The sequence below is a fragment of the Micromonospora sp. Utrum1 genome, assembly GCF_057197805.1.
Window position 1 is genome coordinate 2,285,415 of record NZ_CM170071.1, and the last position, 11,966, is coordinate 2,297,380.

Sequence of the window (11,966 nt, forward strand, 5' to 3'; positions counted from 1 at the left end):
GTTCTTCGAAGGGAAAGCTGAACCATGGCACGCCGCAAGGACGACCGCGCGAAGGCGGACCTCTCCGCCTTCGACCAGGCCGGCGCCCGGGTCTTTGACAACCCGCTGGTAAACGAGGTGTCGGACTCCTACCTGGAGTACGCGTTCTCGGTCATCCACTCCCGGGCCCTGCCCGACGCGCGGGACGGGCTCAAGCCGGTGCACCGGCGCATCCTCTGGTCGATGCACGAGCAGGGCCACCGCCCCGACCGGGGCCACGTGAAGTCGGCCCGGATCGTCGGCGACGTGATGGGTAAGTACCACCCGCACGGCGACGCGGCGATCTACGACGCGATGGTCCGGCTCGCCCAGGACTTCTCGCTGAACGCGCCGCTGATCGACGGCCACGGCAACTTCGGCTCGCCCGACGACGGCCCGGCCGCCGCCCGCTACACCGAGGCCCGGATGTCCCGCGAGGCCATGCTGCTCGTCGGCGAGCTGGGCGAGGACACCGTCGACGTCGAGCCCAACTACGACGGCTCGCTGACCCAACCCACCGTGCTGCCTGCGGCCTTCCCCAACCTGCTGGTCAACGGCGCGTCCGGGATCGCGGTCGGGATGGCCACCAACATGATCCCGCACAACCTGGCCGAGGTCGTCCAGGCGGCCCGCTGGTTGATCAACCATCCGGACGCCACGCTGGACAAGCTCATGGAGTTCGTTCCCGGCCCCGACCTGCCCACCGGCGGGCTGCTGCTCGGCCTGGACGAGGTGCGCCGGGCCTACGAGACCGGGCGCGGCGTGGTGCGGATGCGGGCCCGGGTGCAGACCGGTCCGCTGGAGGGCAGCCGGGGCCGGCAGGCCATCACGGTCACGGAGCTGCCCTACGGGGTGGGCGCGGAGAAGGTCATCGCCGCCATCACCAACGAGGTCAACAAGACCAAGCGGCTGACCGGCATCGCCGACGTCAAGGACCTCACCGACCGGGAGAACGGCACCCGGCTGGTCATCGAGTGCAAGGTCGGGGTCAACCCGCAGGCGCTGCTGGCCGACCTCTACCGGCTCACCCCGCTGGAGCAGTCCTTCGGCGTCAACAACCTGGTGCTGGTGGACGGCCAGCCGCAGACGCTGGGGCTCAAGGAGCTGCTGGAGGTCTTCCTCGCCCACCGCTACGAGGTGGTCACCCGGCGCAGCGCGTACCGCAAGCGCAAGCGCGAGGAGCGGCTGCACCTGGTCGACGGTCTGCTGATCGCCCTGCTCGACATCGACAAGGTGGTCCGGCTGATCCGGGCCAGTGAGGACGCCCAGGCCGCCAAGGACGGCCTGATGCAGAAGTTCAAGCTCTCCGAGATCCAGGCCACCTACATCCTGGACACCCCGCTGCGCCGGCTGACGAAGTACGACCGGCTGGAGCTGGAGGCCGAGCAGGAGAAGCTGCGCGGCGAGATCGCCGAGCTGTCGAAGATCCTCGACGACCCGAAGGTGCTGCGGAAGCTGGTCTCCGACGAGCTCGCCGCCGTGGTCAAGCAGTTCGCCGCCGACCGCCGCACCACCCTGGTCGACGGCGACCTCAAGGAGGTCCTGGCCGCCTCCGTGCCGGCCGGCCCGCTCGAGGTCGCCGACGACCCCTGCCAGGTCATCCTCTCCGCCACCGGGCTGGTCGCCCGGACCGCGGCCGAGTCGGAGGAGGCCGCCGAGGCCCGCCGGCGCAGCGGCCGGGTCAAGCACGACGCCGTACGCGCGGTGGTGCACTCCACCGCCCGCGGCCGGGTGCTCCTGGTGACCAGCGCCGGGCGGGCCTTCAAGATCGACGTGTTGCCGCTGCCGGTGCTGCCCGAGCAGTCCGGCACGGTGTCGCTGCGCGGCGGCATGTCCGCCGCCGAACTGGTGCCGCTGGAGCCCGGCGAGACGGTCGTCGGGCTGGCCCCGCTCGGCCCGTCCGCCGAGGGCTCACCCGGGCTGGCGCTCGGCACCCGGCAGGGCGTGGTGAAGGTCTGCGCGCCCGAGTGGCCGGTCCGCTCGGACGAGTTCGAGGTGATCTCGCTGCGCGACGGCGACGAGGTGGTCGGGGCGACCTGGCTCACCGACGGGGCGGAGACGCTGGCGTTCGTCTCCTCGGAGGCGTCGCTGCTGCGCTTCGCCGCGTCCGTGGTCCGGCCGCAGGGCATCAAGGGCGGCGGCATGGTCGGCATCAACCTGCCGGCCGGGGCGCGGGTGGTCTTCTTCGGCGCGATCCGCACCGACGACCCGGGTCACGGTGAGCCGATGGTGGTCACCTCGACCGGCGCCACGGTCAAGGTGACGCCGTTCAAGGCGTACCCGGCGAAGGGGCGGGCGACCGGGGGCGTGCGCGCTCAGCGGCTCCTCAAGGGTGAGCTGGACCTGGCCGTGGCCTGGATCGGCGCGCGCCCGGTCGGCGCCACCGCCACCGGCGACCCGGTCGAGCTGCCCCCGGCCGACCCCCGCCGCGACGGCTCCGGCTTCGCCGTCATGCTCGGCCCCACGGTCATCGGCCACCAGATCGACCGCGACTGACCCTGACTGGAAAGGGACCCCGCGGCTACGCCGCGGGGTCCCGCACGTTCCACCCGCCCCACCGCCGTCGATCATGAAGTTGACGGCAGGGAACCGGGCAATTCGCACCGCCAACCTCATGATCAACGGCGCTGGCGGGGTCAGAGTTCGGGTTCGGGGCCCTGGCGGGAGGCGGGGGTGGTGCCGCGGAGGTGGGCGATCAGGCGCATGCCGTGGTGGATGACCAGGGCGGCGGCGGTGCCCAGGGCGATCCCGTTGAAGGAGAGATCGCCCGCGGTGAGGGTGTAGTTGGCGGCGCCGACGATCACCGCGACCGCGGCCGTCATCAGGTTGACCGGGTCGTGGAAGTCCACCCGGTTCTCGATCCAGATCCGGGCGCCGAGCACGGCGATCAGGCCGTACAGGGCCGTGGTGGCGCCGCCCAGCACCCCGGCCGGCACGGTGAGGATCAGCGCGCCGAACTTCGGGCAGAGCCCGAGCAGCACCGCCGCGAACCCGGCCACCCAGTACGCGGCCGTCGAGTAGACCCGGGTCGCCGCCATCACGCCGATGTTCTCCGCGTACGTGGTGGTGCCGGAGCCGCCGCCGGCGCCGGCCAGCACGGTGGCGACGCCGTCGCCGAGGAACGCGCGGCCCATGTCCCGGTCCAGGTTCCGCCCCGTCATCGCGGCGACCGCCTTGACGTGCCCGGCGTTCTCCGCGATCAGCACCAGGATCACCGGGATGACCAGCACCACGGCCCGCAGGCCGAAGCTCGGCGCGTGGAACTGCGGCAGCCCCACCCAGGCGGCCTCCTTCAGCGTGGTCACCGCCTTCGCGTCGAGTTGGCCGAGCAGCGCCGCCAGCACCCAGCCGACCACCACGCCGACCAGGATCGACAGCCGGGCCAGGAAGCCGCGGAAGAGCACCGTGGTGACCAGGATCGCGACCAGGGTGATCACCGCGACCAGCGGCTGGGCCTTCACCCCGGTGCCGCTGCCGCCGCCGTCCCAGGCAACCGGGGCCAGGTTGAGCCCGATCAGGGCCACGATCGCGCCGGTCACCACCGGCGGCATGAGTGCGTCGATCCAGCGTGCCCCGGCCAGTTGCACCACCACGCCGACCAGCGCGAGCACCGCGCCGGCCACCAGGATGCCGCCGAGCGCCGCGCCGATGCCGCCGTCGGTCTTGGCGGCCAGCACCGGGGCGATGAAGGCGAACGACGACCCCAGGTACGAGGGCAGCCGGTTGCGGGTGATCAGCAGGAACAGCAGCGTGCCCAGCCCGGAGAAGAAGAGCGTGGTGGCCGGCGGGAAGCCGGTGATCAGCGGCACCGTGAAGGTGGCGCCGAACATGGCGACCACGTGCTGCACGCCGACACCGACCGTGCGCGGCCAGGAGAGCCGCTCGTCGGGGTGGACCACGTCGCCGGGCGTGACGGCACGGCCGTCGCCGTGCAGGGCCCAGGGGGACCGGCGGGAGGTGGGGGACTGGGTCATGGGTCGCCCTTCGCGTCGTCAGGTGACGGGGGCGTGATCGACCCTGAGAGTTGTTTCTAGCATGCCGCCGGCCCCGGCCTCGGGGCCGGCTCGGCGTCAGGCCACGCCGGCGGGGCGGAACTGGACGCTGACCCGGGGGCCGACCGGCCGCGCCGTCTTCGGGATCGCGTGCTCCCAGGTGCGCTGGCAGGAGCCGCCCATCACCACCAGGTCGCCGTGGCCGAGCGGGAAGCGCAGGCTGGTCCCGCCGCCGCCCCTCGGGCGGAGCAGCAGCGGCCGGGGCGATCCGAACGAGACGATGGCCACCATGGTGTCGGTGTGCGCGGAGCGGCCCTGGGTGTCGCCGTGCCAGGCCACGCTGTCCCGGCCGTCCCGGTAGAGGCACATGCCGGCGGTCACGAAGGGCTCGCCCAGCTCGGCGGCGTAGTGCCGGGTGAGCGTGTCGCGCGCCGCGGTGAGCACCGGGTGGGGCAGCGGCCGCCCGGCGCCGTACCAGCAGAGCAGGCGGGGGACGTCGACCTCGGCGTCGTACATGGTGCGGCGCTCGGCCCGCCACGGCACCTCGTGCAGCAGCGTGTCGAGCACCGCGTCGGAGCCCGCCACCCAGCCGGGCAGGTGGTCGACCCAGGCGCCCCGGCTCAGCTCGTGCCGGCGGAGCCGGCCGGAGAGCGGACCCAGCGTCGGGCCCTGCTCGGCGAAGTCGAGCATCGAGGGCTGGTACGCGACGTCGGACACGCCGCCGATCCTACCCCGCGATCGAACAGGCGTACGAGGATCAGCGCTTCAGCAGTCGACGGACCGGGCCGCGGACGGCCTGCTTGATCCGCTCGCGCAGCGGGGCGACCCGGGCCGAGCCGGCCTCGACCTCGCGGCACCCCGCGCCCGGCGGCTCGTCCACCCTGGCCGGTGCCGCGCTTCCGGGGCGGTGCGACACGCCCGGCGACGGTGCGATGTGGTGGCATCGGCGGTAGTTTGTACCCGTGCTGCCGATCGCGCTCACCTGTCCCTTGTGGTGGGTGGCGCGCTGGACCGCCCGGATGCTGGCCAGCCTGGCCGTGCTCGTCGCCTGCTCGTTCGGCGCGGCGACGCTGCCGATCGGCGGGGCCGCCACCGCACCGGTGGCACCTACCGTGGCGGCCTCCGTCGATGGCCTGGCCCTCCGGGCCGTTGCCGTCGAGGCTGCCCCCAGGATCCTCCGGGATGACGAGGCCGTCGACCGGCCGGCCGTGTCGGCCGGTGGGCTGGGGTCGGTGGGGGCGCTCCGGGCCGTGACCCGCCCGGCCGACCGGCCGCTCGTTCTGGCCGGGCTGGTCCCGGCGACCGTCGGCTCCCGGGCCCCGCCCGCGCGCTGACGCCCCCGTGGGCCATCGGCCCGCGCCCGACGCACCCACCGAACCTCACCCCCGCACCCGCCCGTCGGCGGCCCGGCGGCACCCTTTCCCCGGTGCGCCCCCGCCGCTCCCACGGGTCGTGCGGACACCTCTCCGCCACGTTCTCCCTGTGAGGTGCCGACCATGCCGCAGACCGTTCTCTATCACTTCCTGACCGAGGTCCCCGAGGCCGCCGCGATCTGGTCGGCCCTGCTCGTGCTCGCCCTCGGGGTGCTCGCCGTGCTGGTCGCCCGCCCGGAACGGGACGACGGGTCCGACCCGGCTCCCGACCCCGCTGCCGAGGAGGCCGCCCGCCGGGCCGATCTGCTCCGGTACGCCGACGAGGTGGCGGTGGCCGCCGCGGGCGCCGCCCAGACCGCCCGCCGGCGGCGGGAGCAGTGGCTGACCGCCCAGGACGAGGCCGAGCGGGCCTGGCGGGCGTACGATGAGGCCGAGGCGGCCGCCCGCCGATTCGCCGGCGCCGCCGCCCTGCCCGCGCCGCACACCCCGCGCACGCCGGCCGAGTACGCGGCCCGGGAGCGCTGGCTGCACCACGCCGCGATGACGGCGCACTGGCGGGGCGACCTGACCGCCCGGCAACTCGCCGACGTGCTGGCCCATCGCAACGGGTGGGACCCGCGCCGGCACCCGGCCGAGCAGGAGATCGTCCTGGCCCGGGCGGTACGCGAGGGCCGTCGGGCCGGCTGGGCGGCGGCCGCCGAGCGGGAGCGGCGGGCCTGGCGGGACGCCGAGTCGGCCGCCGAGGCGGCCCGCACCCTGGCCGCCGAGGCGTACGCGGCGACCACCGCGCTCCGCCCCGCCCGCGCCGACGAGGCCGCGGCACCGGTGAAGGGGCGGGACGAGGCGGCGACGGTGCGGATCCCGGTCCAGGGATCGGCCGCCGTGTCCGGCGCGCGCTGGCGCCCCGCCCGGGTCGGCTGACGCCTGGCCCGATCCGGCTCGCACCCACGGGATCTCGGCCGAATCGTTACCCGAATTCCGTGAGCCCGGTCACCCGTCCGCCGGAAACGGTCATCGAGGTCAGGCCGGCCTATTGGCCCCGCAATTCCAGGGCAGGTCGCCACCGGATGTCCGCTTTCCGCCGGACGGCGCCGCCGTAACTGCTCGTCCCATTGAGTGAAGTCAGTGACCGACTGTTCCGATATCCGTAGTGGTGCACGAGGTTTAAGCAGGTGGGAGCGCTTGGCAGGCGAGGTACCCACCGGTAGTGTCGGCGCGTCCGGAGCGGTTTTCGATCGCAAGTGGCGACGCCGCGCCGACCCGCCTAATCGTGGTTTCACGAACCGGGGACCCACAGCAACACCGGGGTGAATCCGCGGGCCACGGCCTGCGGTAGGGCGTACTTCCCGCCCGAATCCGTCAGCTAACCCGGTCGGCGGTCACGGAAGGAGTGCCATTCCCCGTGCTCACCACCCCCCGCTCGTCCCCCCGCCTCCACGGCATCCCGGTGCCGGCGCTCGCCTGACGGCGACCGACCCCGGCAACCGACCCGATCGCCCGGCCCCCGGGCGCTCCCTTTCCGCGGCAGACCCGCCCCGCCAACGCGCGTGAGTTCCTCCGCGCGTCGGGCCGGTGTGCCCCGCTCACGCACCGTGGAGGAAGAACCCGTGAAGCACCACCTGAAGCGCCAGATGCGGCGCCTCGTGACCGAACGCCCGTACCAGATCCTCGCCGGCTCGGCCGTGGCGCTCGTGCTGGCCGGCGGCACCGGCGCCGCCGTCGCCGCCACCGACGACGCCCCGGTCCACCGGGAGAACACCGCCGCCGTCGCCGAGCTGGGCTCCCGGCTCGGTGAGGTCGCCACCCGGGGTGAGGCCCGGGTCGCCGTCCCGTCGCCGTCCGCCTCGCCGAGCGCGTCGCCGTCGGTTGCGAAGTCCGCCGTCAAGGCGGCCAGCACCGACCCGGACACCACCCGCCCGGCCAAGCCGAAGCCGCCGTCGACGAAGGTGCTCGACTACGACTACGAGGCGCAGACCACCTACTGGAACTGCGGCCCGGCCGCGGTGCGGAACGCGCTCAGCGCGAGCGGCGTCGAGACCACCCAGGAGGCGATGGCCGGCCCCCTCGGCACCACCGAGAGCGGCACCAACTCCGCCGAGGACACCACCCGGGGCCTGAACCAGATGGTCAAGGGCAACCCGTACCGGACCCACATGTTCGGCGGCTCGGCGAGCCCGGCCGAGATGGACCAGCTCCAGGCCGACGTGGTCGAGGCGATCACCGACGGCCGGGGCGTGGTGGTCAACGTGGCCGGGGACGCCACCGACACCGACGGCGGCTGGCACTCGTTCCCGGGCGGCCACTACATCGCGGTGGTCGGCTACAAGAACGACGGCCGGACCGTGCGGATCGCCGACTCGGCGAACCCGGCGCTGCCGGCGTACTGGATCAGCACGATCGACCTGGCGAACTGGGCGGCCACCCGCGGCTACTCCGCCTGATCGAACCCCTCCCGTCGGGCACCGGCTCCTCCGAGCCGGTGCCCGACGTCGTCGCGCCGGCTGTCCGCTCTCGCGCATGCTGTCCGTCCGGTGGCACACTGCGCCCTATGGGCGACGCGACGGGTACCCGCCATCTGCTGCTTCTGCACGGCATGGGCGCCACCGGTGAGGTGTGGCTGCCGTGGGCGCCGCTGCTGGAGCGCCACTGGGCGGGGCGCTGGCTCGCCCCCGACCTGGCCGGCCACGGCTGGTCGCCGCCGCTGTCCGGGTACTCCTTCGAGGAGCTGGCCCGTCGGGTGCTCGAGGGGCTCGGCCCGGTGGCCGAGCGGCTCGGCCCCCGCGACCGGCTCGTGCTGCTCGGGCACTCGCTCGGCGGGGTGGTGGCGCTGGCGCTGGCCGCCCGGTCACGGCGCCTGCCGTTCGACGCGGTGGTCGGGCTCGGCATCAAGGCCGTCTGGTCCCCGGCCGACCTGGAGAAGGCCCGCGAGCTGGCCGCCCGCCCGGTGACCTGGTTCGCCACCCGGGACGAGGCGGCCCGGCGCTACCTGCGGGTCTCCGGGCTGGCCGGGCTGTTCGCCCCCGACCATCCCGTGGTGGAGGCGGGGCTGCGCCGCGAGGACGGCCGCTGGCGGCTGGCCATGGATCCGGCCGCCTTCGCGGTGGGGGAGCCCCGGCTGCCCGCGCTGCTCGCCGCCACCGACGTCCCGGTGCTGCTGGCCCGGGGCGAGCAGGACCCGATGGTGAGCGACGCGCAGCTCAAGGAGCTGGGCGTCCCGGTTGCCACGCTGCCCGGGCTGGGCCACAACGCGCACGTCGAGGACCCGGCGGCGGTGCTCGCCCTCCTCGACCCGTACCTCTGAGCGCCGGTCAGGCGGTGGGGGAGAGCGGCGAGCCTTCCCGCGGGGCCGGCGCGGTCCAGTCCGGTGCGAGCTGCCGGCGGGCGGCGTCGAGGAACACCTCGGCGTACGACTCGGCCGGGAAGTCGCCCAGGTAGCGGGTCCGGGTGGCCCAGCGGGCCGCCGCCTTCGGGTCGGTGTCCAGCAGCTCGGTGAGCACCTCGTCCACGTTGGACATGTCGCGGCGCAGCACGTAGCCGGAACCGGCCAGCGGGAACCGCTCGACGAAGTGCTCCCCGTCGATGCCCATGTCGGTGACCGCGTACGGCTTGCCGGAGTAGAGCCAGTCGGAGATCACCCCGGAGACGTCCGAGACCAGCGCGTCGGCGCGGTTGACGCACTCGGTGAGGGTCAGCTCGCGGCCGGCTGCCGCGCCCCACAGGTGCGCCCGGCCGGTCTTCGCCCGGTCCGCGGCGAGCAGCTCGGTGAGGCGGGCCAGCTGCCGCGCCGAGGCCGGGTTCTGCGCCGTGTACGGGTGCGCCCGCAGGATCACCGTCGCGCCACGGTCGAGCAGCCGGCGGATCACCGTCTCGGCCACCGGCAGGGAGCAGTAGTTGGCGTCGGCGTGGTGCCCGGTCCAGGTGGGGGTGTAGAGCACCGTCGGGTGGGCCAGGCCGGGGGTCGGCTCCCGGCGTACCTCGATGGCCTCCACCTGGGGGCGGCCGACCACGACGAACTTCTCGGCGGGGATCTCGACGCCGGCCCGGGCGTACCGCTCGATGGCGGCCGGCCCGGCCACGAAGATCTTGTCGAAGATCGCCGAGACCGGGTTGGCGCTGGGCGCCTTGTCGCTGTCGCCGTGGTGCAACTGGACGTGGGTGAGCTGCGAGAAGCGGATGCAGTGGCTGTTCTTCGCGCCGTGGTTGACGTAGAAGGCCGCCCGCAGGCTCGGCACCAGCGCCTCGTCCATGGTCTTCAGCGTGGGGCAGAAGACGACCGGCGCGCGGGTCGCGGCGGCCACGGTGGGCAGGAACTCGGGCTCGCGCAGCAGCACCAGGAACGGCCGGCCGATCCGCTCCAGGTAGGGCAGCCACATGGTGACCTGGTACTCGGAGCCGGGCGGGGCGGAGAAGTAGAGCAGGAACTCGGGCTGGTGCCGGCGCAGCGCCCGGCCCACCGGGCCGCCGCCGGCCGGCGGCCGGAACCGGCGCCGGGCCAGGTCGAGGCCGACCGCGCCGCAGCCCGCCCCGACCAGCAGCGCGGCGGCCAGGGCCAGCCAGGCGGGCAGGGCCAGGCCGGCGGCGAGCGCCACCAGGGCGAGCAGCACCAGCAGCGCGTCGCCGAGCCGGGCGGTGACCAGCGGGGTCCAGGACCGGACCGGCAGGTTGGCCGCCCGGATCTCCAGCGCGCCGGCGTCGCGCAGCGGCCCGACCAGCAGCACCAGGCCGAGCAGGACCAGTGCGGTGGCGGCCAGCGCCGGGTCGAAGCCGGCGTCCAGCCGGCGGGCGTAGCCGACCAGGATGCCGGCGGCGATCAGCACCGACTCGGCGAGGCCGTCGGCGGTCGGCCGGACCCGGCGCTCCCAGGCGGCGGCGGCCAGCCCGGCAACCGCGAGCGTCAGCCCCCACCCGGTGGCCCCGGTGAGCGCCACGACGAGGAAGGCCAGCACCGCCAGCCCGGTGGTCAGCACCCGGGCGAGCAGCTTCCGGACCAGGTCACCACGCATCTGGCTCGTGTCCCGTCCCGCTGATCAGGCGTTGACGCCGGTGGGCAGTTGCTCTCCGGGGTGCGTGCCCGGCTGGGCGGGCACCGCCGCGACCGGCTCGCCGGGCGCCCGGCGGACGTCGATCACCTGGCCGGTCAGCTCGGAGATCAGCACGTCCAGGGAGGCCTGGGCGACCGCCTCGGCGGAGAGCAGGGTGTGCTCGGGCTCCTCGCCGAACGCCTTGGTGCGCATCGGGGTGGCGGTGCGCTCCGGATTGACGCAGTTGACCCGTACGCCGAACTCGGCCCACTCGTCGGCGAGTGCCTGGGTCAGGTTGACCAGTGCCGCCTTGGTGGCCGAGTAGAGCGCGTAGCGCGCCCGGCCCCGGGTGTAGGAGCTGGAGGTGTAGAGCAGCAGCTGGCCCTTGGTCTGCTGGAGGTACGGCAGCGACTGCCGGGCGATGGTGACCGGCCCGACGAAGTTGACGTGCAGGAGGCGGTCCATCGTCTCCTCGTCCATCTCCGCCAGCGCGCCCTTCTCCAGGATCCCGGCGGTGACCACCACATGGTCGATCCGGCCGGTCGCCTCGAAGGCGGTCTTCAGCGCGGCGGACACGTCCTCGGCCCGCTCGACGTGGGTGCCGGTGGTGGAGCGGCTGAACGGGAAGACCTGGGCGCCGTAGCGGCGGGCCAGCTCGGTGAGGTCGTGGCCGATGCCGTAGCTGCCGCCGAAGACCACGATGGTCCGGCCGGTCAGCTCCTCGGTGTAGCTGCGGTGGTCGCTGACCTTGGGCGCCTGGGCGGCGGCGAGCTGGAAGAGCTTGTCCGCCAGGTGGACGTCGACCGGGTGGGTGACCTTGATGTTCTCGTCCGAGCCGTCGATCACCTTGATCGGCGTGCCGGGCAGGTAGCGCAGCACCACGCCGCAGTCGTCGGTGGCGGCGAAGTCCGGGTCGCCCTCGGCCCTCCGGTACGCCTCGCGGATGGTGCCGGAGCGGAAGGCCTGCGGGGTCTGGCCGCGGCGGAGGGTGGCGCGGACCGGGATGTCGGTGATGCAGTCGTCCTGGTCGACCTGGATGATCGTGTCGGCGGACGGGATGGCCACGTCGACCGCCGCGTAGGTCCAGAGCGCGTTCACGCACTCGCGCACGATCCGGGTGCTGATCAGCGGGCGCACCGCGTCGTGGAAGAGGATGTTGACGTCACCCTCGCCGACGGCGTCCAGCGCGATCCGGGTGGTGTCGTTGCGGGTGTCGCCACCCTCGATCACCTTGCTGACCTTGCGGAAGCCCGCGTTGGCGACGATCCGCTCGGCGTCGGGCACGTGACCGGCCGCCATCAGCACGATGATCTCGTCGATCTCCGGCGCGGCCTCGAAGACCGCCAGGGTGTGCTCGATGATCGGCTTACCGGCGATCTTCAGCAGCTGCTTCGGGATGCCCAGCCCGAGACGCGTCCCGGTCCCCCCGGCGAGGATCACGGCCACCGTCCGCGAGGGGCGCCAGGGTGCCGGGCTCGCCGGCGCGGCGTCCGGTGCGGGGGTGCGGTCCTGCGTCATTGCCGTTCCTCACTTCTGCGGTGGATGAGGGGTTTGCGCGTCGG

General features: G+C 74.0%; 10 protein-coding genes and 1 riboswitch. Of the genes, 5 read left to right on the top strand and 5 right to left on the bottom strand.

Going from position 1 to position 11,966, the window contains the following annotated elements; genetic code table 11:
• Positions 1-24 precede the first annotated feature (24 nt).
• Positions 25-2,514: a DNA gyrase/topoisomerase IV subunit A gene (locus AC0OLQ_RS11055; RefSeq protein WP_484531243.1), complete on the top strand. Its 2,490-nt coding sequence runs from the start codon at positions 25-27 to the stop codon at positions 2,512-2,514.
• A gap of 140 nt (positions 2,515-2,654) precedes the next feature.
• Here the strand turns inward: AC0OLQ_RS11055 and AC0OLQ_RS11060 are convergent, their stop codons facing one another.
• From AC0OLQ_RS11060 to AC0OLQ_RS11070, 3 genes are all read right to left on the bottom strand, one after another.
• Positions 2,655-3,992 (bottom strand): uracil-xanthine permease family protein, encoded by a 1,338-nt coding sequence (locus AC0OLQ_RS11060; protein WP_484531244.1) that lies wholly within the window; start codon positions 3,990-3,992, stop codon positions 2,655-2,657.
• Between the two features lie 96 nt (positions 3,993-4,088).
• Positions 4,089-4,727, bottom strand: coding sequence for an alpha-ketoglutarate-dependent dioxygenase AlkB (locus tag AC0OLQ_RS11065; protein WP_484531245.1), 639 nt, complete (start codon positions 4,725-4,727; stop codon positions 4,089-4,091).
• A 40-nt stretch (positions 4,728-4,767) separates the two neighbouring features.
• Positions 4,768-4,926: a hypothetical protein gene (locus AC0OLQ_RS11070; RefSeq protein ID WP_484531246.1), complete on the bottom strand. Its 159-nt coding sequence runs from the start codon at positions 4,924-4,926 to the stop codon at positions 4,768-4,770.
• An 82-nt stretch (positions 4,927-5,008) separates the two neighbouring features.
• On the opposite strand from AC0OLQ_RS11070, the gene AC0OLQ_RS11075 reads away from it, so the two are divergent.
• The 4 genes from AC0OLQ_RS11075 (at position 5,009) to AC0OLQ_RS11090 (ending at position 8,684) form a co-directional block, all read left to right on the top strand.
• Complete coding sequence (locus AC0OLQ_RS11075) at positions 5,009-5,344, top strand: hypothetical protein (RefSeq protein ID WP_484531247.1); 336 nt, start codon at positions 5,009-5,011, stop codon at positions 5,342-5,344.
• A gap of 162 nt (positions 5,345-5,506) precedes the next feature.
• Entirely contained in the window at positions 5,507-6,304 is a 798-nt protein-coding gene (locus AC0OLQ_RS11080) for a hypothetical protein (protein ID WP_484531248.1), read from the top strand.
• Between the two features lie 330 nt (positions 6,305-6,634).
• Positions 6,635-6,776, top strand: a riboswitch (cyclic di-AMP (ydaO/yuaA leader).
• A 238-nt stretch (positions 6,777-7,014) separates the two neighbouring features.
• Positions 7,015-7,824, top strand: a complete 810-nt coding sequence (locus AC0OLQ_RS11085; RefSeq protein WP_484532322.1) for a C39 family peptidase — start codon at positions 7,015-7,017, stop codon at positions 7,822-7,824.
• Positions 7,825-7,931: 107 nt separating this feature from the next.
• On the top strand, positions 7,932-8,684 hold the full coding sequence (locus tag AC0OLQ_RS11090) for an alpha/beta fold hydrolase (protein ID WP_484531249.1): 753 nt from the start codon (positions 7,932-7,934) through the stop codon (positions 8,682-8,684).
• A 7-nt stretch (positions 8,685-8,691) separates the two neighbouring features.
• Here the strand turns inward: AC0OLQ_RS11090 and AC0OLQ_RS11095 are convergent, their stop codons facing one another.
• Positions 8,692-10,386: a CDP-glycerol glycerophosphotransferase family protein gene (locus tag AC0OLQ_RS11095; protein WP_484531250.1), complete on the bottom strand. Its 1,695-nt coding sequence runs from the start codon at positions 10,384-10,386 to the stop codon at positions 8,692-8,694.
• Positions 10,387-10,410: 24 nt separating this feature from the next.
• On the bottom strand, positions 10,411-11,922 hold the full coding sequence (locus AC0OLQ_RS11100) for a D-ribitol-5-phosphate cytidylyltransferase (protein WP_357333127.1): 1,512 nt from the start codon (positions 11,920-11,922) through the stop codon (positions 10,411-10,413).
• Between the last annotated feature and the right edge of the window lie 44 nt (positions 11,923-11,966).